Here is a 21,394-nt window from a genome sequence, read left to right as displayed (position 1 = left end):
GTGATGCGCTACCAACTGCGCTACATCCGCGTGGCAAGCCGGAGCTTGCCACGGAGCCCGCAAGGAACTCCTTGTGCGCGATACTGGGATTGAACCAGTGACCTCTTCCGTGTCAGGGAAGCGCTCTCCCACTGAGCTAATCGCGCATATGTATTTATCAAGACCCTCCACTCACTTATGCCAAAAAGTTTGGCGTCAAGAAAGTCTCGGAGCGGATGACGAGACTCGAACTCGCGACCCTCACCTTGGCAAGGTGATGCGCTACCAACTGCGCTACATCCGCATTCGAAACCAGGCCCGGTTTCTAGGACAAAGTCCTTGTGCGCGATACTGGGATTGAACCAGTGACCTCTTCCGTGTCAGGGAAGCGCTCTCCCGCTGAGCTAAACGCGCTCGCAGCGCCCTGTTTGGGCGCCAGCATTTGAGGTGGAAACGGGAATCGAACCCGTGTGCACGGTTTTGCAGACCGTTGCCTCACCACTCGGCCATTCCACCGTGGCGATACCGCCTCACACACTACATGTGCCGGAGCGGATGACGAGACTCGAACTCGCGACCCTCACCTTGGCAAGGTGATGCGCTACCAACTGCGCTACATCCGCATTGCACGTTCCCGGCCGGTATGCCGTGGTGCGAGAAGAAACTTTATCGTGCGCCGCCGTAGTTTCCAAATCCGCAGCCCACGGCACTAATCCCCAGACTCCCCAAAGCCTGCGGATTACATCAGTGTGATTGAGACTGCGGTTACAGCGAGCGGCAGCGATGGCAACAGGAAGCCCTGGACCGACTCCACCACGACACTAACACCCACACATACAGCTTAAAGCGCGTTTGAGCTGGACGATTAGGGGGTTACTACACGCGCGGTGTACCTTAAGTGCTGCACCGAGGTTCTATAGCTCAGTGGGAGAGCGTTCCGTTCACACCGGAAAGGTCGCTGGTTCAATCCCAGCTAGAACCACCATCATAACTGCAGGTCAGAGACCTGCAGCATGTGGCACAAGCCTTCGCGTGGATACTATGTGGATTATAAATCTACATTAATGGTTTCTCGCGGGGGCGTTTTCTCATTGTGCCTCATCTTGGCCACAAGGGCTAGACGAAAACCTCGACGCGTTGGGGACACGGCACGGTTACACAAGACTGCATGACATTGAACCTGTCCCCCTCGCACACTTATCCGATTGCTCCATAAGGGTTCGATAGCAACAAGTGCAGGAATAGGGTGATTTTATGCGGTTGCCAAAGTGCGGCCCGGCCTGGGCCGGTGCCTTGATGGGTACCTCGATTGCATCGACTTTGTCGGGGTTGCATGGTTTAGGCGTAGCGCAGTTCGTCTTCGCTTTTATCGCAGCGGTGCTGCTGGTGATTGTTACCGCGGGGACGAAGAATGAGCCTCCCCGGCACCAGAACATGGCGGCGTGGGGCATGTACACGATGGGGCTGCTGGCGTGCGGCTCGGCATGGACCGCGCTTACCGGAAGCGATGCCTTCCAGTTGGCAAGTTGGTGGATTGGTGCACCGCTATCGGTGGTGGTCTGTTTGTGGCAGCTATGGGGGTTGTTCAAACAGCCGCACCTCTACGACAAGCCCGCTTTTCCTTGGGGCCTGGCACTTGTTTCTCCCATGGTGGCGGCGACCTCCGCAGGTCAGTTGGCTATGAACCACGGGCAGTTCTACCACTTTGCCGGCGAGCTATGCTTCTTCCTCACGTTCATCACCGCAATTCCACTATTCGCCTACTGTTACTGGTCCCTTGTACAACGCCGAGAAAGGCCGCGCGGGGCAGCTGCAGGTACAGCGTGGATCCCGCTCGGCGTGGTTGGACAGTCAACGGCAGCCTCGACACTGCTTTTTGACGCCCACCTCTACGGCATCATCATGTTCACCATTGGAGCACCCTGCGTCGCATTCGCAATGTACTGCTTCTACCGAGCGGTCTTCGAGTGGACTCCCTACAGCCCCGGCTGGTGGGGCTCGACCTTCCCGGTCGGAACACTGTGCCTAGGTTCATGGAATGAAGGCTGGCACCGGTTGTCCTTCGTTCTCTTGGTGCTCTTATTGCTCCATTGGGGAGCCTGCGCGCTGCGCTTCGGCACATGGCGGCTCCAGCGCGCCTAATGGCATGAGATCCACCTCCCCAGGCGGTAACCGCCCTTTGAGGTACCGTGGGGCGCCATGAGTGAGACTGCGCTGACAGAACGCCTACTGGGGCCAGACCGAGAAGGAATCCGCTTGATTGCGGTGAGTACGCTCCACGGCTCCGCCACCATCGATGGCACTTCCGGCCCCATGGGTAACGACACTGACGCCGAGCTCTTCGCGGCTTTACGCGAGTGGGCCGATATTGCCGTCGTCGGCTCAGCCACGGTGAAGGCGGAGGAATATGGGCCGTCGACAAGCACGCGCCTCGCCGTGCTTAGCCACTCCCTCGAATTTGCCGGTTTCGAGGATTTCATTGCCGCAGGCCCCATCGTGCTTACCCCGGCAGAGCGCGCGTCTTCGCCCGAGGCACAGCGCTTGGCCGACGCCGGCGCCGAAGTCATCAGCACAGGTACCGGAACCATGAGCGAGGCTGTTTCAGCTCTTCACGCTCTAGGCGCGCGCCGCATCAGTTGCGAAGGTGGCCCATCCGTTTATTCCGCCTTTATCGCAGAGAGCCTCGTCGACCAGCTTTATCTGACGCTCGATCCGCACCTTTCCCCTTCCGTCGAAAAGCCCGTCGTCGACGGCGAGGCCACCTCCCCCGCACTCAAGCTCGAGCTGGAGAACGTCGACACCGTCGACAGCACGGTGTTTCTGCGCTACCGGCGCGCACAAACCCCGTAAACTTTGCTGCCGTGACTTCTCCGGCTCCCTCATTCCCAGCTTCCGCGCGACTGTGGACGGCCGCCGCCTGGCCCGCCGCCATCGTCTTAGTCCTTCACCGCGTGTTCGTGCTCGCTGTTAACGGCTCGGTGACTGATGACTTCGGCACCGTCTACCACGCGATCCGGAGGTTGTGGGAAGGCAACCCGGTTTATGAACAGAACTATTCCTTCGTGGAACCGCTCTACCTGTATAACCCAGGGGCCACCGTCCTGCTATCTCCCTTAGGGCTCGTGTCTGAGGAACACGCGCGCATCGCCTTCATTCTGGCCAACGCCGCTGCCATCGTCGCTGCCTTGGCTCTGCTGACCCGCTTCGTAGGTCACAGCCTGCGGGGCCCGCTGTTACCGGTGAGCATCGCCGCTGCCTTCGCTACCGAATCAGTCATCAACACGTTGGTCTTTACCAACATCAATGGCTTGTTGCTGCTCGCGATGGTGGCGTTTCTGGTCTTGTTGGACAAGCACGGATGGGCCGCCGGGCTGTGCATCGGTCTGGCAATTCTGGTCAAGCCACAATTTGCCCCGCTGCTCTTCCTCGCCTTGGTGCGCAAACGCTGGCTCACCTTAGGTCTGGGTGTAGCTGTACCGCTGGTAGCCAACCTTGCAGCTTGGCCGTTCGTCCCCGGCGTGGAGGGCTTCCGCGCCAACCTTCTTCCTTACCTGTCCACCACGCGCGACTACGCCAACGCCTCATGGCCGGGCGTGCGCGCTTACTTCGATCTCCCCGGCGTCATCTACTACCCCATCTGGATCCTTTTCGCGGCGCTAGCCGCAGTGGCGATCCTCGGTCTGCTGCGCTGGCGCGACAGCGAGCCGACCTTCTGGGCGCTGAGCACCAGTGGCGCCATCATGGTCGGCATCTTCTTCCTTTCCTCCTTGGGACAGCAGTACTACTCCATGTGGCTTATCCCAATGCTGTTTACGGTGGTGCTGGGCCGCTCGGTCTTCCACACGTGGGGAGCATGGTTGGCCGCATTTTTATTCTTGGCGCCGCTCGAGTGGACGTCGTCCAGCATGCCCACCGCCGCGCACTGGATGAGCGTGTTCATCGCCACCATCGGGTGGGGCCTGCTCATCGTCGTGACCGCTGCCTCCGTGGCCGGCTGGTGGAGCGCGGAGCGAGGGGCTAGCCGGCAAGCTCAGTCGAGCGATAAGATTCCCGCATGACTGATTACAAGCTCATTGCCGATACCGAATGGCGCAAGCGCCTGAGCCCTGAGGAGTACCACGTCCTGCGCGAGGCCGGCACCGAGGCACCGCACGTCGGTGAATACACCAACACCACTACCGAAGGCGTGTACTCCTGTCGAGCCTGCGGCGCCGAGCTCTTCCGCTCCACCGAAAAGTTTGAATCGCACTGTGGCTGGCCGTCCTTCTTCTCCCCCTTGGCTGGCAACGCCGTCATTGAGCGCGAAGATAATTCACTGGGCATGCGCCGCATCGAAGTGCTGTGCGCCAACTGCGAATCCCACCTTGGCCACGTCTTCGAAGGCGAGGGCTACGATACACCGACGGACCTGCGCTACTGCATTAACTCCATCTGCCTCAACCTAGAAGAAAAGCCGGTCGAGGACTAAACCTTCAACCGGCTTCCGGCGCTATCGCGACTCTTTAGGGCAAAATCGCGATGAGCTCAGCCACGTCCTTCACGCGGCGTCCTGTGTGGAAGGGGATCTCCTCGCGCACGTGGTGACGGGCCTCGGTGTAGCGCATGAGGTACATCAGGTCCACGATGCGGTGCAGTTCCGGAGCCTCAAAGGCCAGAATCCACTCGTAGTCACCCAGTGCGAAGGCCGGCACAGTGTTGGCGCGGACATCCGGGTAGTCGCGCGCCTGCATGCCATGCTCCATGAGGATGCGGCGGCGCTTTTCTTCATCCATGGTGTACCAGTCGTAAGAACGCACGAAGGGGTAGACAGAAATCCACTCTCCGGGCTCCTCGCCCATAATGAAGGACGGCAGGTGGGACTTGTTGAACTCCGCCGGGCGGTGCAGTGCATTGCCCACCCAGGTCACCTCGGAGACCTGGCCCAGGACGGTCTCGCGGCGGAAGTCCGCGAAGGCCTTCTGGATGTCGGCGAATTCCTCAGCGTGCCACCAGATCATGAAGTCAGCGCTCTCCCGCATTCCGGACAGATCGTAGATACCGCGCACGGTAACCACGCCTGCTTCCTCGAGCTCAGAGAAGAACTTCTGCGCCTGCGCGACGATCTCCTCGCGCTCAGTGCCCAGCGCCCCCGGGATGACCTGGAACACCGCGTGCTGCGAGTAGCGCTGGACCTTGTTGAGCTCGGCGAAGTTGACCTTCGACATGCCTCTCTCCTTTTTTCAACCGACAAAGTTTCTTATCCATCATAAGTTGGAGACGCCCTCGCGCGCCACTAGCCTTTCGGCGCGCCTTCCACCGCCACACGGGCGGAGCTTATACCTTGATCCCCGTGAGCAATTCCGACGTTTCTTCGCGCAACCTTGCAGGGGCACCGACCAACCTGCACGATCGCGCCGCCGCCTCTCCCGCCGAATCGCGCCCCGCAGAACCGAGCACTCCGGCTGCCTTCACGGAGGCCGTCGAGTCCCTCCACGCTGCGCAGCTGCGCCCAGAAATCACCTTGGGCACCATCCGACCCCCGCAGCGACTGGCCCCGTTCAGCCATGCCATTGGCCTGGAGGTTGAGCGTCACGAGCAGGAGGAGGCTATCCCCACCGACTCTGAGGGTGATGCCTTCGGCCGCCTTATCCTGTTGCACGACCCAGGCGCTGAGGAAGCCTGGGAAGGTGCGATGCGCCTGGTGGCCTACATCCAGGCAGACTTGGAGGATGCCGTAGCCGGAGACCCGCTTCTTCCCGACGTCGCCTGGGAGTGGCTCACCGAATCCCTCGACGTGCGCGAGGCAACACACACCAACCTCGGAGGTACTGTCACCTCGACTGCTTCGGTGCGCTTCGGCGAGATCGGAGGCCCGCCGCGAGCCTATCAGTTGGAAATGCGCGCGTCCTGGACTGCAGCCGACCTGGATCTTGCCCCACACGTCGAGGCTTTTGCACAGGTGCTTTCTCTCGTCGCAGGCCTGCCGCCCGAGGGCGTCACCGAGCTCGGGCGCTAACATGAGCGAACTGCGCCAGGTCCCCGCCGACGGCACGCCAAAAGTCCTGCTTTCTCCCCGTGAGTTCCAGGCGGGTGCTGCGCGCCTGGCCGCGGGGACTGGACCCTTCGCAATTGATACCGAACGCGCGTCGGCCTACCGCTTCGATGACCGCGCCTTTCTAGTGCAAATTCGCCGGGAAGGCGCAGGCACGCTTTTGTTTGCCCCGGAGAATCGTCGGCATGAACTGAGTTCCGCGCTAGCGCCGGTGCTCAACGGCCAGGACTGGGTAGTCCACGCCGCCCCTTCCGATCTCCCCTGTCTGGCCTGGCTGGGGCTACACCCCGGAACACTGTTCGATACCGAGCTTGCCGCCCGCTTCGCCGGTTTTGCGCATCCCAACCTGGGGGCGATGGTGCTGGAGCTGTTCGACGTCGAACTGGAAAAGGGTTACGGCGATTCCGATTGGTCCCAAACACCCATTCCCCGGACATGGCGCAACTACGCGGCGCTCGACGTGGAGCTGCTCAACGAACTTGCTGTGACGTTGCGAGACATCCTTGCGGAAGAAGACAAACTCGACTGGGCCTTTGAAGAATTCGACCGGATCGTCGACGAGCATGCCGGGATTACCGGCCCTGAGCCTCGAACGTGGCGGGAGCTGAAAGGTGTGTCTTCGCTACGCACACGCGAACAGCTCGCCGTGGCTCGCGAGTTGTGGCAACGCCGCGAATCCATCGCACGTTCCCAGGACATCGCCCCCAACCGGGTGCTGCCGCACCGCGTGCTCGTGGACATAGCGCGCCGCGTGCCTCGCACCCCGCACGACATCAATCAGATTAAAGGTTTCCCCCGCCGCCGCGGTGGGGCTACGTTGCGCTGGCTCGATGCCGTCACGACTGCGCTGGATAGCCCGCGCCAGGAGTGGCCAAAGCCGCTGCGCAGCCCCCGCCCGGTGCCCTCCAAATCAGTATTTAACCGGGATTTTCCCGAGCTGTGGCAGCTCTACTGCGAGATCCGCCATGACTTCGAGGACCTCGGTGACGAACTGCGCATGAGCTACGAGCTGATCCTCAAACCCAGTCTGATACGTACAGCGGTGTGGGCAGCGTTCGGGCCCGAAGGCGGCGTCGCGGGGGAGATCGCAAAAGATGCCGATATCCCCGATTTCCTGCGCTCCCAGGGCGCGCGCGACTGGCAAGTCGAGCTGGCCACGCCGCTCCTGCAGCGCGGGTTAGCCCGGATGCGCCCTACTCCCCCGCGCTCTTAGCAGACTCCTCAGCATCGCGTGCAGCTACCCACTCACGTACTGAGTTCGCGATGCCTTCCGGGGTCAAGCCAAAGTCCTCGAGGATTTCTCCACGGCTGGCATGCTTGGGGAAGCAGCCGGGTACGCCGAGCCTGTGTACTGGAGTGTCCACATCGGCGGCGTCGAGGGCCTCGGCCACCATGGACCCCACACCGCCCCGCAGGATGCCATCCTCCACCGTCACCACGAGATCGTGATCGGCCGCCAACGCGATGATGGATTGCGGTACCGGTACCGGCCAGCGCGGGTCCACGACGGTCACGTTGAAGCCTTGGGCTTCGAGCAGCTCAGCTGCACCCAGGGAACGCGCGCTCATGGCACCGATGGCGACGATAAGCACATCAGTAGCCTCCTCCGTAGCGGCAGCAGCATCGGAATAGCTCAGGATGTCTACCCCGTCATCGAGCCGCTTGAGTTCGTCGCGGTCATCAAGGAGGTTGCCCTTGGGGAAGCGCACCACGGTCGGGCCATCCTCGATTGCGATGGCTTCTTTAAAGAGTTCCCGCAGGCGGGCACCATCGCGCGGGGCGGCGATGCGCATGCCGGGGACGATGCTCATGAGCGCCATATCCCACACACCGTTGTGTGAAGCACCATCAGAGCCCGTGACACCGGCGCGGTCGAGGACAATGGTCACTGGCAGCTTGAGCAGCGCAATGTCCATGATGACTTGGTCCACCGCACGGTTGAGGAACGTAGAGTACACCGCCACCACCGGGTGCATCCCGGCCAGCGCCAGACCGGATGCAGAAGCCATGGCATGCTGCTCAGCGATGCCGACATCAAAGAAGCGCTCCGGGAACTCCTCTTGGAAGGGAGTTAGCCCCGTCGGCCCAGCCATGGCGGCAGTAATGGCGACGATGTCCTCGCGGGCGTGGCCGGCCTTGATCAATTCTTCCGAGAACGCCGCAGTCCACCCCGGTTGCTTCTGTCCCTTGGATACACCGGTGACCGGGTCGATGGCGCCGGTGGAGTGCATCTGGTCCTTCGGCTCGTTGACCGCAGGAGCAAAGCCATGCCCCTTCTCGGTGACCGTGTGCACGATGATAGGACCGTCATAGTCGCGGGCGTAGCTCAGCGCCCGCACAACTGCCTCAATGTCGTGGCCGTTAATCGGGCCAATGTACTTGATGCCCAGCTCCGGGAACATCTCCGTCGGCATGACGGTCGACTTCACACCCTCCTTGACCGCGTGCAATGCATCAAAGGTGCGCTCGCCTACCCAGCCCATGGACTTGAGGCGCTTCTTGCCCAGCGCCATGAACTCGTCGTATCCGTGCTGCGCACGAATGCGCCCCAGATTCTCTGAGAGGCCGCCGATCGTCGGCGAATAGGAACGCCCGTTGTCATTAACGATGATGACAACGTTGCGGTCCTTATCGGCAGAAATGTTGTTGAGGGCTTCCCAGCACATGCCGCCGGTAAGGGCGCCATCGCCCACGACCGCCACGGCATTGCGGTGGGATTCACCCCGAATCTTGAAAGCCTTGGAGAGCCCGTCCACCGTGGATAGCGCTGCCGAGGCGTGGGAGGATTCGGTCCAGTCGTGTTCTGACTCTGCGCGGTCCGTGTAGCCGGACAAACCGCCTTTCTGACGCAGCGTATCGAATTGGGAGGCGCGGCCCGTGAGCATTTTGTGCACGTAGGACTGGTGTGACGTGTCGAAGACGATGGGATCCCGCGGGGAATCGAAGACGCGATGGATCGCCACCGTGAGCTCCACGACGCCCAGGTTAGGGCCTAGGTGGCCGCCTGTAGCGGACACCTTCTCAATAAGGCGCTGACGGATTTCCGCCGCGAGCTCAACCAGTTGCGTCTTGCTCAGGGCTTTAAGATCGCCTGGTGATTGAATGGAATCCAGAATGCCCATAGAGCTTGCCTTAAACCCCTTCATCGATCGTTTTCTTCTTTACCACCGTACCCGTTGACACGCGTGACGCGTCAATCATTGCCCGACCACTCCCGCGGCGCCCCCTGTGCGCCCTAGGCCAGTGGAACCAGGAGTGCCAGGGTTTCAAAGTGATGCGTTCCGGGGAAAGCATTCACCATGGCGAGGCGCTTCGCGCGGTAACCATGCTCCGACCAAGCAGCCAAGTCCCGGGCGAACGTAGCGGGATCGCAACCGATATGCAGGATGCGTTGCGGCTTTGCCGCGGCGACAGCGGCCACCACGTCGTTGCCAGCACCGGTACGCGGCGGATCCAAAATCACCGACGCCGGCTGCGGAAGCTGGCTGGCCACCTGCTCCACCTTGGCGGTGCGGAAGTGCACGTCAATGCCTGCGAGCCCCGGCTGCGGCGCCGCTGCTGCGGGCGAATAATCGACGGAATACACGGCCGTGTGCCCGCCCTGGGGTGTGGTGACATCTGCGAGCGCGGGAACGAACAGACCAACGCCGCCATACAGATCCCAGGCCACTGCATGTACAGCGGGCTCGTCCGCTGCCTCAGGTTCACCGCCGTTCCCGTGGCCTTCTGCGCCGAGCCACTCGCGTGCAAGGCTGGTGTAAACGTCCGGTGCTCCGACGTGCGCCTGCCAAAAAGCGGTGGGCGGGAAGCGGAACTCGTGGCCGTCAGCACGCTGCACCACATTCTCAGTTGGCGCCTCGATGACCTCTCGAATGGTCTCGATTCGCCGCCCCCGCGGCGCCTTCCGGGTTTCCACGACGTGCCTATTGCCGTCGCTATCCATGACCGCGATTACCTCTGCACCTGGATTAAAGGTACGGGCATCAGGCCCCACTAGGCCGTCGACGAGCCCCGGAATCAGCTGGCTGCACGCAACGTCGGTGACGAGCTCCGTGGAGCCACGCTTGCGCAGACCAGCACGGCCCTGCTTGTCGACGCCCAACCGCACCCGCGTACGCCACCCGCGATGCGGTGCCACATCGATGGTCTCGACGTCGGGAGCATCCTCGATGTGAGCCACGCGGCGCAGCTGATCGAGCAAGACTGCGACCTTGATGTCTGGCTCCGCCGCGGGATCGAGCTCAGCGAAGTCACAACAGCCGGCGCCACGCTGCGCGGCCGGGCACGCAGATTCGACACGGTAGGGCCCAGGTTGTACGACGGAACTCAGCGCGGCTTCCACAAAGGACTTCTTCACCTTGGTCGCAGTTACCGTGACATGGTCGCCGGGGAAGGCACCCGGGACGAAGCACACGCGCCCGTCGGGGGCCGCCCCGATTCCGACACCGCCGTGCCCCATACGTTCGATGGTGGTGTCGAATGACTGCCCTTTGCACAGGCTTCCGGCAGCGGCGCTCTGATCTTTCGCAAAGTTGTGATCAGTCGCGGTCATGGATCTTCTCCTTAGAGTTGTCGCCGCCCTGCGACGTAGTGTCGCCGCCCTGCGCTTCCTCCACGGCGGCATTCGCGCGGCGCACCATCCAGATAGTGAGGAGGGTGACGATACCCGTTAACGGCCAGCCCATGAGAATGCGGACGATACCAAGCGTTGTGGTGGCATCGGCATCGTAGAGCGCGCGTTGCACCGCAAAACGGGCGATGAACACCGTCGCCCATCCGGCGGTGGCATAGGCATAGGAGCGTCGCGCCCGTGGCACTGTGCGCCACCCCATGTCCTCACCGTTGAGGCCTTTCCATACCACGCCGACAAGCGGCCAGCGCAGAATAATGGAAACGATCGCGACGATGAACAGCACGAGCGACATCCAAATTCCGTAGAGGAAATAGCCTTTGGCATCCCCGGTAAACCACGCGATTCCGGCGCAGATGGCCACGCCCAGCAGACCAGAAAAAGCTGGTTGCAGGGTTTCCTTGCGGGCCAGGCGCCACAGGCTGATAGCCAGCGCCACGCCCAGTGCCGCAACAAGCGCCGGCCCCAACCCCCAGACGTTGTTGACCGGGATGAGAACCAGCACGGGCAGGGTCGCAGACACCAGCCCGGTCAGCCCACCCATCTGGTCGAGCAACGACGGCTCCGGATCAGCTTCTGGCGACACCGTCGCTTGTTCCGCCGCCATGTCGGCGCCAGGATTCGAGGATGGCTCAGGGGCAGGTTCAGTAGCGCGCTCGGCGCTATCGTGGTCATGCGCAGACGCCGGGGTGCGGTAAGGCTCGCGCTCTTCGGGAGTAGGGCTGGTCACGTGCTTAAGGGGTCCTTTTCGGTAGTGCCGGAGGGGTCTGGCCGGCAGGCTGAAGTGCGCTACTTGTTCTCGTTGTCTTCGAGGTCGCGCAACTGCTCGCGGGCCTGGGACTCCGCGGTCTTCTCTGTATCCGTGGCCGTGTCCGCTGGCGCTGCACTATCCGCGCTGTCTGCCTGCGCGGCCTGCTGCTGGCGTTCCTTCAGCGCCTGCTGAACTTGCTCAGCCAGCTGCTGCGGAAGCGTGACAGGCAGGGAGCTGCCAGCCAGGATGGGATCCTCACCGCGGTAGACAAAGGTGCGGGCAACGACTTCGCGCCCTAGCTGCGCCAATTCCTCTTCCTTGCCGGCAGGTGCAGCCAGGGTCAAGCGGTACATCCACCGCGGCCCCTCCACACCGATAATGCGTATGCCGCCTTTCTCGCTGCTGCCGACGATCTCAGAACCCCACGGGCCATCCTCCGGGTGGGCAGCAAAACCATCGGCTTCCAAGCCTTTGATGATGTCCTCCGCAGACTCCGCCCACTGCCCCGGCGTGCGCGGCGCGGCAAAGGCCACTGGGGTCATGCGGCCGTGTGGGGTGAGAATGTGGAGCATGCGCGGGCCTTCCTGACCCATCTCCACCTGGACCTGTGAGCCCTTCGGCAGCGGGATGCGCAGTGAGCCCAGATCTAACAGGCCTACGGAGAAGTCCTCAAAGTTAAACTCAGCGATGTCGACATTATCCCCATCGTAGGGACCCATGTCGCCGTTGATGGCATCGTGAGCCACAGCCTTCACGGCTAGAGAAGCTTGAGCATCATCTTCATCCTCACGGACAAGACCAGTGGTTGGCTCGGGAGCGGCCTCAGTGGCGCCATCGTTTGCGTTCTCCGCTGCCGGGTTCACTGTGGTGGTGTCCTCGGCCACGGCCTCGGTAGCCGCCTCTTCCTGGTGGACGGCAGAGTTCTTCTTCTTTTTTCCAAAGGGCCACATCGCCATAGTTTAAGCCTTCCTCATTCCGTGTCTGCTTTGTTGAACTTAGTTAACGCCGGTTGATCCATACCCGCCGTCGCCACGAGCGGTGTCATCAAGTTCCTCGACTTCCTGGAAGCCCACCAGCTCCACGCGTTGGACAATCAACTGCGCGATACGCATTCCCCGCGTGACCTCAAAGGTCTCCTCTGGGTCGTGATTAATGAGGCATACTTTAATCTCACCGCGATACTCGGCGTCGATGGTGCCGGGGGTATTCACGACGGAGATGCCGTGCTTGGCCGCCAGGCCCGAGCGCGGGTGGACCAAGCCTACCGTGCCCATCGGCAGGGCAAGGGCAATGCCCGTACCGACAAGAGCGCGCTCGCCGGGCCGCAAAGTAACGTCGTGAGCAGCGTAGAGATCCGCGCCCGCATCGCCGCCGTGAGCGCGATGCGGTAGCGGAAGCTCCTTATCAAGGCGCTTGACCTGAATGTCGCCGAAGGGACTAACTGGATCTACGAGAGGGTGTTGCTCATTCACGCGGCCCAGCCTACCTTGTCCCCTCCATCCCCAACCGTCAGGGCTGGAAGCCGCGTCAGCCTGGCAGCCGCGCCTACTCTGCGTGTTGGGCTCTCCCCTTCCCCGACGGCTAGACTCGAAGGTCATGACTTCGAGTTCTTCGTCTGCTTCCCCCTCGGCACCAGCCGCTTCCCCAGTGATCCTCTACCGTGAGCGCCAATGGGTGCCGTGGTACTGGTGGCTGATGACGGCCTTTGTTGTAGCGATCTCCACCGCCACAGTCAGCCTCAACCGTGGAATCATGTGGGTCATCGTCCCCGCCATCCTGCTCAGTGCCATCGCCGCGTGGGTCCTGCTGACATGGTCCAACACGGTGGTGCAGGTGGAACAGGATGCCGACGGCACACGGTGGCTCACCGTCAAGGACGCGCAGCTGCCGAACGATGTTGTCGCCCGCAGTACCGCGGTGCCGGCCACTGCACGCCGCAACGCGCTCGGTCCACAGCTCGATCCGGCTGCCTTCCTCGTCACACACGGCTGGGTACCCGAACACGTCATGCTCGTCCTCGATGACCCCGAAGATCCAACGCCCTACTGGCTCATCGGATCCACCAACCCCGAAAAACTCCTCGCAGCCTTTGTCCCCGAGCAGGCCGCAGCAGCTACAAGGCGCAGCAATTAAGGCTTGAATTAAGGCCTCAGCCACGCCTCGGTGAAACTGGCCTACTAGGCGCAGTCCATGCAGATTGGCTCGCCGTCCTCTTCATGGTCAAGGCGCTTGTTGGACTGCACCAAGAAACATACAGAGCAGGTGAACTCGTTTTCTTTGCGCGGAACGACGGTGACGTTGAGCTCTTCACCGGTCAGGTCCACTGACGGCGGTTCGAAGGCCTCGACGATTTCTCCATCGTCATCCATGCCATTGTTATCGCTTTCAGCCGCCTTCAGGCCCTCGAGGGAATCGGCCTCGAGGTCGTCTTCAGCGCGGCGACGCGGTGCGTCATAATCCGTGGCCATAATGCTTGCCCCTGTGAGTCAGATCGATAGGTATGTGTATTTATCGACGGCATCCTAAACCAGACTGGCCTCTGTGTCACACTCGCCCCGCCGCGGGGGCACCAAACCCTGCACTATCCTACCCCCTATTACTCCTCCTTCACCCCTGTGACCTGCTGATTCCAGCTCTATAGCGGGCCGCAAGAATTTCATCACAGTCTGTGCTTACCGCCAGCCCAAAAAGCGCGTCACGCACCGCAAACCGCACGGCACTACCGCTACTGCCCTTTTCATCCCTCGGATCATGCCGCATCATCGCGCGGGCCCACATAGACTGTCGGTATGACCGCCCATGAATCACAGCACCAGGACACGAAACCGAGCCCGCAGCACGAAGGCCACGCCTTCGGCATCGATGTTGGAGGCTCTGGCATCAAGGGTGCCGAAGTCGACCTCGCAACGGGAGAGTTCGTTGGTGACCGCCTCAAGATTGCTACTCCCCAGCCCGCAACGCCGGACGCCGTCGCCAAGGTGATTGCCCAGATCATCGAAGAGAAGAACTGGGACGGTCCCGTCGGCATTACCATGCCAGCGGTGGTAAAGGACCAGGTAATCCGCAGCGCGGCAAACATTGATAAATCCTGGATCGGCACGGATGCACAGGAATTGTTGAGCTCATACCTCGACGTTCCTTTTACCGTGCTTAACGACGCCGACGCGGCCGGCCTCGCCGAGGTGGCTTATGGCGACGAGATTGCGCGCTCCGGCCCCGTCATCTTCCTCACTTTGGGCACTGGTATTGGTTCCGCTTTCCTGCTAGATGGCCAGCTTTTCCCCAATACGGAGATTGGGCACCTCATCGTTGGCGAGAAGGAGGCGGAGCACCAAGCTTCTTCAGCCGTCAAGGACCGCGAGGGGCTCAAAACCAAGCAGTGGGCGAAGCGCGTCAACCGCGTACTCCACGAGTATGAGGCCCTGTTTAACCCTTCAGCCTTCGTCATCGGCGGAGGAATTTCCCGCAAGTTTGACAAGTGGGGAGAGCACCTCCGCATCGAAACGCCCGTCGTTGCAGCTCAGCTTCGCAATCGCGCCGGTATAGTAGGCGCAGCCATGGCAGCACAAGAAGGTATTCGCCCATAAGGCAACCGGGGGCCAGCATTTCCGAGTTGACCCCAGTCACCGCCTAGTGCAAGAAATGATCTATACTGGGCTGTCGATTATCCAATATCCAGCGGCGCGCCTCCCCTGCTCATCTCGGAGGCGGGCTAGCATCGGGGACTAGTCGCGACTAACTTGCGCGTCCCCATAGTTTCCACTCAGAGAGCAAGTCGAAAGGGCGTACGTGGCAGCCACTGATTCTTCAGACCAGGTACTCGGCGCGGGCGAGAGCACCTCCGAGGCATCTGCACCTGCACAGAAGACCGCCAAAAAGACGGCAAAAAAGACCGCTAAGAAAACGGCCAAGAAAACCGCGAAAAAGACAGCCAAAAAGACAGCCAAGAAAACGGCTAAAAAGACGGCCAAGAAGGCAACAAAGAAGACCACCCGCAAGTCTGCACAAAAGGCCACAAAAAAGGCGGCCAAGAAGACTGTGCGTAAGTCAGCAGCCACAAAGGCAACGTCGCCTGAAGCTGCCAAGTCTTCCGAGGATCTCGCCGAGGATCAGACCGACGAGTTGGACGCCGACACCACTGACGATGCCGATATCGATTTCGATCCGGACAACGCCGAGATGGATGATGAAGACGAGTTCGGCGACGACGATGATGACCTCGAGGGCGACGACGCTGATGAGGACGAGGACGATGGTTCCTCGGTCTGGGACGAGGATGAGTCCGCAGCCCTGCGCCAAGCCCGCAAAGATGCGGAGCTGACCGCGTCGGCAGACTCTGTCCGCGCCTACCTGAAGCAAATCGGTAAGGTCGCCCTGCTCAATGCCGAGCAAGAGGTCTCCCTCGCCAAGCGAATCGAGGCTGGCCTCTACGCTCAGTACCGCATGGATGAGATGGAAAAGGCCCGTGCCGAAGGCGACAAGGCCGCCAAGCTTTCCCCCATGGAAAAGCGTGACATGCGTGCCATCGCTCGTGATGGCCGCAAGGCGAAGAACCACCTTCTCGAGGCAAACCTGCGTCTCGTGGTGTCCTTGGCCAAGCGCTACACCGGCCGCGGCATGGCCTTCTTGGATCTCATCCAGGAAGGCAACTTGGGTCTCATCCGCGCTGTTGAGAAGTTTGACTACACCAAGGGCTACAAGTTCTCCACGTATGCCACCTGGTGGATCCGTCAGGCTATTACCCGCGCGATGGCAGACCAAGCACGCACCATCCGCATTCCTGTGCACATGGTCGAGGTCATCAACAAGCTGGGCCGCATCCAGCGAGAGCTGCTGCAGGATTTGGGCCGCGAGCCCACGCCGCTGGAGCTGGCGAAGGAAATGGACATCACCGAGGAAAAGGTGCTGGAAATCCAGCAGTACGCTCGTGAACCCATCTCCTTGGACCAGACCATCGGTGATGAGGGTGACTCCCAGCTGGGTGACTTCATCGAGGACTCCGAGGCCGTCATTGCTGTCGACGCGGTCTCCTTCACCTTGCTGCAAGACCAGCTGCAGGACGTGCTCACGACCCTGTCTGAACGTGAGGCGGGCGTGGTTCGTCTGCGCTTCGGCCTCACCGATGGCATGCCGCGCACTTTAGACGAAATCGGCCAAGTCTATGGTGTCACCCGCGAACGTATTCGCCAGATCGAGTCCAAGACCATGTCCAAGCTGCGCCACCCTTCGCGCTCCCAGGTGCTGCGGGACTATCTCGACTAAGCCCGCGGACACGACAGTGGCGGCGAGGAAAGATTTCCTCGCCGCCACTTTTCTTTATGTATCAGGGCTCTGGGTTTCCTAGCAGCTCTAGGGATTGAGTCCCATGACCACCATCATGGCCATGGGAACGAACGGTGCGATACAACTCCAACAGAATCCGATGATCATCCCGGACACTGTGATGCCGGTTCGCCTATGCTCCGGGCTTCGCCCTGATCCGAGGATGAGCGCCACGATCCCCAGCCCCACCGCGCACCATCCGGTAAAGATCGTCAGCATCGACGACAAGAATCCCACTGCACCCCACAAGAGTGTCAGTACGATGATGAAGAGTGGCGGAAGCACCGCCAGCCCCAGTACCCACGGCGCGAGGGGGTTCGGCGTGGAAGGGTGTTCTATCGGAGACGTGTACGACCCCGCAGAGGAGTAAGGGGAAGTATTCGGATAAGCCTGTACGTAATCGGGCTGGTTCATGGATTCCCCGCTTTCAAGAGAACTCAACTAGGACGCTGCCTTTACCTTATTCGAAGGCATTGGAAGCGTCCTTTCATGCGGGGGACGGTGCCCGCACGCCGCACCATTCGGGGCACGCTTCTAACCGTCGAGCCCCAGCTCGATGGCCGTGGCAATCCGGTCGATGACTTCCTTATCGGAGATATCTCCGCTAATGGTCACCGATGCGCCCTGGCAAGCACCGAGCGACATCAGCATCATCGCGGAGTCTGCCTCTACTGCCTCACCGTTATAGGTAAGGACGATATCGCCCTCTGCTTCAGCCGCCATTTCAGCGATCTTGGACGCGGGACGAGCATGTAGTCCTGCTTCATCGGCAATGGTCACAGTCAGCGAGTATCGATGTGGATCTTCCTCTTGGTCTTGCTCGCGCACAGTCCCGGGATCAGCAGGCTGCTGAGGAGTGAAAGCCTCGATAGCTCGTCTAGCGGCGTCAGCAACTGCCCCCAGATCATCGCCTTGCTGGGCGGCGGTTGCCGCAGCGATAGTGGCCTCGACCAGTGGGGCATCAACGAACAGTGCTTGCTCTTCGTCCAGAAACTCCAGAACCGATTCGACGGTCATCGTTGCCGAGCCCAAGTCCGTGAGCACAACAACGCTGAGACCTTGACCTATGGCGTGGCTGATAGCGCCTTCGATGAAGTCATAGGACGTTCCGATACTGCCGTCTTCCAAGCCACCTGCAGGAAGGATGGTGACATCAGCGGCCATCTGGGCGGCGAGCTCAGCCAATCCTTCTGCGAGCTTCGCGGAATGCGAAACGAGAACGAGTCCAACGCGCGGCTGTGCCATGCTCTACGCCCCCTTCCCAGTAGTGTCGGCGGCGTCAGCAGCCGCAGCGAGGAAAAGCGCCGAGGAGGCGGCACCCGGATCCTTGTGCCCGGCAGAACGCTCGCCCAGGTAGGAAGCGCGTCCCTTAGTCGCAACCATCGGGATAGTAGCGTCCGCGCCGGCTGCGGCCGCGTCGGCAGCCGCGCGCAAGACCTCGGCGGGGCTCTGTGCGGCATCGGCGGCGTCGCGGGCAGCGCGCGCCGCTGGCGCCCAAGCATCGACCATGGTCTTCTCCCCTTCCGTTGCTTTGCCGCGGGTCATGATTCCCTCGAGGGCGGCCTCAATAAGCGCAGCCGTCGTAGAAGCATCAATGTCACCGGTGCCGGCGGCCTTCGCCGCACGCAAGAAGGCGGTGCCCAACAATGGGCCGGAGGCTCCGCCGACGGTGGACATGAGAGTCTTCGCGGTTAGTTTGAGTACATCAGCGACCGTTGAGTCATCCGAAGAGATATCCGCAGCAACCTTGTCGACGACGGCGCGGAAACCACGGTCGACGTTTTCTCCATGGTCGCTATCGCCGATGGCACGGTCGAGCTCGATGAGCTCCTCACGGTGTTCACGCGCGGCTTCGGCACAGCTTTTCATCCATTCCTGTGCCCACGCGCTTGAAAGAGTTTCAGAATTCGTCATAGTTAGATTGTTACATTCCTTGGCGTAGTGCGGAGGTGTGGCAGGGAGCGTCGAAAAGCGCGAGGTCCTCGTCGTCCGCTCGCATGACGGTAACAGAGCACCCAGCCATGTCCAGGCTGGTGACGAAGTTACCCACGAGGGAGCGCTCAATGGCGATGCCAGCCTGCTGGAGACGCTGGGCCACGCGGCGGTAGACCACGTACAGCTCAGAGGCCGGGGTGGCGCCCATGCCATTGACGACGACGATGGTGCGCTCCCCCTCGCTCAGCTTAAGATCTGCCAAGACGGGGTCGAGTAGGTGATCAGTAACGTCATCGGCAGAAACCAGTGGAATTTCCTTGCGGCCCGGCTCGCCATGGATACCCACGCCGAGTTCGACTTCGTCTTCCCCAAGGTCGAAGGAGGGCTTGCCCACGTGCGGCACCGTGCAGGCGCTCAGTGCCGCGCCCATGGTCGCGGTATTCTCCACTACCTTCTTAGCCACCGCTGTCACCGCAGCAAGATCATCGCCGCGCTCGGCTGCGGCACCTGCCAGCTTCTCTACCAACAAGGTTCCTGCCACGCCGCGGCGTCCGGCGGTAAACGTAGAATCCTCCACCGCGACATCATCGTCGACGATGACCTGGCTGACCTCAATATCATCGAAGTCAGCCAGCTCGGCTGCCGTATCAAAGTTGAGAACATCGCCGGTATAGTTCTTGACGATGTAAAGAACGCCCGCCCCAGCACTTACCGCTTCGGTGGCTGCTTGGATTGCATCCGGTGTAGGCGACGTAAACATGGCGCCCGGCACCGCCGCGTCCAGCATGCCGTAGCCAACGAAACCCGCGTGCAAAGGCTCGTGCCCAGAACCACCACCGGAGACAATAGCCACCTTGCCGTGTTCTTTCTTCTGTGCGCGGGCAACAAACAGCGGTTCCGTGTTGCGAGTCACAATGTCACCGTGGGCTAACGCGAAGCCTTCTACTGATTCGGCTACTACGTTGTCCGGCGAGTTGATGAGCTTTTTCATCATCCATCTCCTTAGGTTGTCTTTGGCCTAGAGCACTCTTCTCACAATGCTGCCGAGCCTACCCTTCGCTGCTGGATGTTTCGCTGAAACCGTTGCGCCAACACCGTGGGCTACGCCCCCCTTGCTTAGCCCTGCGCTGCTTTGCGGACTTGCAACGCACCAATAAAACCGAGCCCTAAGAACGCAACTGCGGTCAGCAATGACCAACGCGCTGCATCACTCATACCGTCGCTGAGTGCTCGGACCAACACGGCAGTCTCCTCTCCGAAGGGACTGGCGGCACCCTGCGCACGCAGCCCAGCGATACTCGACCCAGCCGATTGACGCGCTGCTTCCGCTATTCCTTCCGCAGCCGGACCATCGAAGCCAATGGTATTAAGCGCCTTCGGCAGAGACAGCGCTAGCGAGACGGAAAAGACCGAACCGGAAATCGCGGTTCCCAGGGAAGAACCAATTTGACGAACTGTGCTCTGTGTCGCGGAAGCTTGGCCTGAGTTTTCCACGGGGATGTCACGCAAGACGGTTCCGGTTAACTGCGCAGAAGCGAATCCTAGGCCCACTCCATAGATCACAAGCGGCAGCGCGATGAGCCATCCGCTGGTGTCGGGACCGAGAATTAACGCGAGTATGAGAGCACCGACGACCTCGAGGCTCAGGCCGATGAGTACGGTGCCAGGGGCGCCGAAGCGCCCAGCGACGTGGCGTGCAGCTGCACCTGAAATGAAGGCTCCGACGGCCATCGCCGCGAGCACAAGGCCGGCAGACATTACGCTTAAGCCCAACGCATTAATGAGGTATATCGGCAAGACGAAGATGATGGCGAACTCCCCGATGGCTACCGCACCGGCGGTGGTATTTCCCCACGAAAACGTAGAGTAGGAAAAGAGTCCTAGGTCCAGCAATGCGGAACGCTGCACTCTCTCGCGGTGCTTCTCCCAACGGATAAACAAAGTGAATCCGACCGCGGCGATGAGCAGCGCCACCGGCACAGCGGATACCGGCGCGGTGGTAGGCCACGTCCACCCGAACACAGTCAGCTCCGCTTGCGGCGTCCACCAGCCAAGGCTGGGCCCCTCGATGACGGCGAAAACAAGGGCCCCAAAGGCAATCGCGCTCAACTGTGCGCCGTCGACGTCGACTCCAGGGCGAGTCTCTGGGCTGCGGGTTTCCCGGACGGTAAGGACAGCTCCACCGGCCACGATAAGGCCGATGGGGACGTTGACTAGAAAGATCCAGTGCCAGGACACCCACTGAGTAAGCGCGCCGCCGGCTAGAGGGCCTACGGCAGCAGCGCCTGAGATGACGGCGCCCCAGACGCCGAATGCGGCCGCACGATACTTCCCGCGGAATACGGCGTTCACGGTGGACAGGGTGGAGGGCATGATAAAAGCCGCGCCCACTGCCTGCACGGCACGTGCCGAGATGAGAATTCCCGCTGTTTCGGAGAAACCAGCCCACACGCTGCCTGCTACGAATACGGCGAGGCCGAGAAGGAAAGCTCGTTTGCGGCCCCAACTATCCGCGATTTTTCCTGTGGACAGTAGCAGTGCGGCAAGCACCACCGCGTAGAGGCTGTTGACCCACTGTGCCTGGGTAATATCCAGGTTGAGGTCCGTGATGATGGCGGGCAATGCCACGCCGACGATGGTGCCGTCGAGGACGATGAGGCCCAGACCTACCGATAAAACCGCAAGGCTTATCCAGTCACGGCGGGTTGGTGCCACCGTGCTGGATTCTGTTGTAGCCGCGGGCATA

Annotated in this window: 21 protein-coding genes and 6 tRNA genes; 11 read left to right on the top strand and 16 right to left on the bottom strand. The window is 61.2% G+C overall.

The features are described 5' to 3' along the window. Positions 1 to 74 precede the first annotated feature (74 nt). The 5 genes from HMPREF3056_RS01920 to HMPREF3056_RS01900 form a co-directional block, all read right to left on the bottom strand. A tRNA-Val gene (locus HMPREF3056_RS01920) sits at positions 75 to 146 on the bottom strand. 64 nt (positions 147 to 210) lie between these two features. Further along, positions 211 to 283: transfer RNA gene (locus tag HMPREF3056_RS01915), tRNA-Gly, on the bottom strand. A gap of 38 nt (positions 284 to 321) precedes the next feature. Further along, positions 322 to 393, bottom strand: a tRNA-Val gene (locus HMPREF3056_RS01910). 31 nt (positions 394 to 424) lie between these two features. Beyond that, positions 425 to 495 (bottom strand) — tRNA-Cys (locus HMPREF3056_RS01905). A gap of 34 nt (positions 496 to 529) precedes the next feature. Further along, a tRNA-Gly gene (locus HMPREF3056_RS01900) sits at positions 530 to 602 on the bottom strand. Between the two features lie 287 nt (positions 603 to 889). On the opposite strand from HMPREF3056_RS01900, the gene HMPREF3056_RS01895 reads away from it, so the two are divergent. From HMPREF3056_RS01895 to msrB, 5 genes are all read left to right on the top strand, one after another. Then, positions 890 to 964: transfer RNA gene (locus HMPREF3056_RS01895), tRNA-Val, on the top strand. Between the two features lie 269 nt (positions 965 to 1,233). Continuing rightward, positions 1,234 to 2,121, top strand: a complete 888-nt coding sequence (locus HMPREF3056_RS01890; protein WP_046648168.1) for a TDT family transporter — start codon at positions 1,234 to 1,236, stop codon at positions 2,119 to 2,121. Between the two features lie 57 nt (positions 2,122 to 2,178). Beyond that, complete coding sequence (locus HMPREF3056_RS01885; RefSeq protein ID WP_070754007.1) at positions 2,179 to 2,829, top strand: dihydrofolate reductase family protein; 651 nt, start codon at positions 2,179 to 2,181, stop codon at positions 2,827 to 2,829. An 11-nt stretch (positions 2,830 to 2,840) separates the two neighbouring features. Further along, positions 2,841 to 4,037, top strand: coding sequence for a glycosyltransferase family 87 protein (locus tag HMPREF3056_RS01880; RefSeq protein ID WP_070754006.1), 1,197 nt, complete (start codon positions 2,841 to 2,843; stop codon positions 4,035 to 4,037). Then, positions 4,034 to 4,447 carry a peptide-methionine (R)-S-oxide reductase MsrB gene (gene msrB, locus HMPREF3056_RS01875; RefSeq protein ID WP_046648170.1) on the top strand — a complete coding sequence of 138 codons (414 nt, stop codon included), beginning with the start codon at positions 4,034 to 4,036 and terminating at the stop codon, positions 4,445 to 4,447. Before HMPREF3056_RS01880 ends, msrB begins: the two co-directional genes overlap by 4 nt. Before the next feature lie 34 nt (positions 4,448 to 4,481). Here the strand turns inward: msrB and hemQ are convergent, their stop codons facing one another. Further along, positions 4,482 to 5,183: a hydrogen peroxide-dependent heme synthase gene (hemQ, locus tag HMPREF3056_RS01870; protein WP_046648171.1), complete on the bottom strand. Its 702-nt coding sequence runs from the start codon at positions 5,181 to 5,183 to the stop codon at positions 4,482 to 4,484. A 125-nt stretch (positions 5,184 to 5,308) separates the two neighbouring features. Here hemQ and HMPREF3056_RS01865 point away from each other — a divergent pair, with 125 nt between their 5' ends. Both HMPREF3056_RS01865 and HMPREF3056_RS01860 read left to right on the top strand, forming a co-directional pair. Next, positions 5,309 to 5,974 carry a DUF3000 domain-containing protein gene (locus HMPREF3056_RS01865; protein ID WP_175973075.1) on the top strand — a complete coding sequence of 222 codons (666 nt, stop codon included), beginning with the start codon at positions 5,309 to 5,311 and terminating at the stop codon, positions 5,972 to 5,974. A 1-nt stretch (position 5,975) separates the two neighbouring features. Then, on the top strand, positions 5,976 to 7,223 hold the full coding sequence (locus tag HMPREF3056_RS01860; protein ID WP_070754005.1) for an HRDC domain-containing protein: 1,248 nt from the start codon (positions 5,976 to 5,978) through the stop codon (positions 7,221 to 7,223). On the opposite strand, the gene dxs is transcribed toward HMPREF3056_RS01860, so the two are convergent. The 5 genes from dxs to dut form a co-directional block, all read right to left on the bottom strand. Next, on the bottom strand, positions 7,204 to 9,132 hold the full coding sequence (gene dxs, locus HMPREF3056_RS01855; RefSeq protein WP_070754004.1) for a 1-deoxy-D-xylulose-5-phosphate synthase: 1,929 nt from the start codon (positions 9,130 to 9,132) through the stop codon (positions 7,204 to 7,206). The genes HMPREF3056_RS01860 and dxs overlap by 20 nt on opposite strands. 113 nt (positions 9,133 to 9,245) lie before the next feature. Further along, positions 9,246 to 10,562: a class I SAM-dependent RNA methyltransferase gene (locus HMPREF3056_RS01850; protein ID WP_070754003.1), complete on the bottom strand. Its 1,317-nt coding sequence runs from the start codon at positions 10,560 to 10,562 to the stop codon at positions 9,246 to 9,248. Beyond that, a complete protein-coding gene (locus HMPREF3056_RS01845) occupies positions 10,549 to 11,247 on the bottom strand; it encodes a DUF3159 domain-containing protein (RefSeq protein ID WP_118783626.1) in 699 nt (232 codons plus the stop codon). The genes HMPREF3056_RS01850 and HMPREF3056_RS01845 overlap by 14 nt, the downstream gene beginning before the upstream one ends. A 182-nt stretch (positions 11,248 to 11,429) precedes the next feature. Continuing rightward, a complete protein-coding gene (locus HMPREF3056_RS01840) occupies positions 11,430 to 12,347 on the bottom strand; it encodes a DUF3710 domain-containing protein (protein ID WP_070754002.1) in 918 nt (305 codons plus the stop codon). A 39-nt stretch (positions 12,348 to 12,386) separates the two neighbouring features. Further along, on the bottom strand, positions 12,387 to 12,863 hold the full coding sequence (gene dut / locus HMPREF3056_RS01835; RefSeq protein ID WP_070516901.1) for a dUTP diphosphatase: 477 nt from the start codon (positions 12,861 to 12,863) through the stop codon (positions 12,387 to 12,389). A 124-nt stretch (positions 12,864 to 12,987) separates the two neighbouring features. Between dut and HMPREF3056_RS01830 the strand changes: the two genes are divergently transcribed. Next, a complete protein-coding gene (locus HMPREF3056_RS01830) occupies positions 12,988 to 13,524 on the top strand; it encodes a DUF3093 domain-containing protein (protein ID WP_070513157.1) in 537 nt (178 codons plus the stop codon). A gap of 44 nt (positions 13,525 to 13,568) precedes the next feature. On the opposite strand, the gene HMPREF3056_RS01825 is transcribed toward HMPREF3056_RS01830, so the two are convergent. Continuing rightward, positions 13,569 to 13,859: a DUF4193 domain-containing protein gene (locus HMPREF3056_RS01825; RefSeq protein ID WP_070513154.1), complete on the bottom strand. Its 291-nt coding sequence runs from the start codon at positions 13,857 to 13,859 to the stop codon at positions 13,569 to 13,571. 321 nt (positions 13,860 to 14,180) lie between these two features. Here HMPREF3056_RS01825 and ppgK point away from each other — a divergent pair, with 321 nt between their 5' ends. The 3 genes from ppgK to HMPREF3056_RS01810 all read left to right on the top strand — a co-directional run bounded on the left by ppgK (position 14,181) and on the right by HMPREF3056_RS01810 (position 17,083). After that, entirely contained in the window at positions 14,181 to 14,978 is a 798-nt protein-coding gene (gene ppgK / locus HMPREF3056_RS01820; RefSeq protein ID WP_046648180.1) for a polyphosphate--glucose phosphotransferase, read from the top strand. A 202-nt stretch (positions 14,979 to 15,180) separates the two neighbouring features. Beyond that, on the top strand, positions 15,181 to 16,653 hold the full coding sequence (locus HMPREF3056_RS01815; RefSeq protein WP_070513148.1) for an RNA polymerase sigma factor: 1,473 nt from the start codon (positions 15,181 to 15,183) through the stop codon (positions 16,651 to 16,653). A 103-nt stretch (positions 16,654 to 16,756) separates the two neighbouring features. Further along, the gene (locus tag HMPREF3056_RS01810; protein WP_070679687.1) at positions 16,757 to 17,083 is read left to right on the top strand and encodes a hypothetical protein; all 327 of its coding nucleotides are present in this window, start codon (positions 16,757 to 16,759) and stop codon (positions 17,081 to 17,083) included. 164 nt (positions 17,084 to 17,247) lie between these two features. Here HMPREF3056_RS01810 and dhaM read toward each other — a convergent pair whose 3' ends face one another. The 4 genes from dhaM to HMPREF3056_RS01790 all read right to left on the bottom strand — a co-directional run bounded on the left by dhaM (position 17,248) and on the right by HMPREF3056_RS01790 (position 21,393). Further along, positions 17,248 to 17,958: a dihydroxyacetone kinase phosphoryl donor subunit DhaM gene (gene dhaM, locus HMPREF3056_RS01805; protein WP_070679684.1), complete on the bottom strand. Its 711-nt coding sequence runs from the start codon at positions 17,956 to 17,958 to the stop codon at positions 17,248 to 17,250. A 3-nt stretch (positions 17,959 to 17,961) separates the two neighbouring features. After that, on the bottom strand, positions 17,962 to 18,627 hold the full coding sequence (dhaL, locus tag HMPREF3056_RS01800) for a dihydroxyacetone kinase subunit DhaL (protein ID WP_070513139.1): 666 nt from the start codon (positions 18,625 to 18,627) through the stop codon (positions 17,962 to 17,964). Between the two features lie 10 nt (positions 18,628 to 18,637). Beyond that, entirely contained in the window at positions 18,638 to 19,639 is a 1,002-nt protein-coding gene (gene dhaK / locus HMPREF3056_RS01795) for a dihydroxyacetone kinase subunit DhaK (protein WP_070754001.1), read from the bottom strand. Between the two features lie 125 nt (positions 19,640 to 19,764). Further along, positions 19,765 to 21,393: an MFS transporter gene (locus tag HMPREF3056_RS01790; RefSeq protein WP_070754000.1), complete on the bottom strand. Its 1,629-nt coding sequence runs from the start codon at positions 21,391 to 21,393 to the stop codon at positions 19,765 to 19,767. Between the last annotated feature and the right edge of the window lies 1 nt (position 21,394).

The sequence above is a fragment of the Corynebacterium sp. HMSC056F09 genome (genome assembly GCF_001815785.1).
Classification (GTDB): Bacteria; Actinomycetota; Actinomycetes; order Mycobacteriales; family Mycobacteriaceae; genus Corynebacterium; species Corynebacterium hiratae.
Note: the sequence above shows the minus strand (reverse complement) of the source record. Positions and strands in the feature narration are given on the sequence as shown.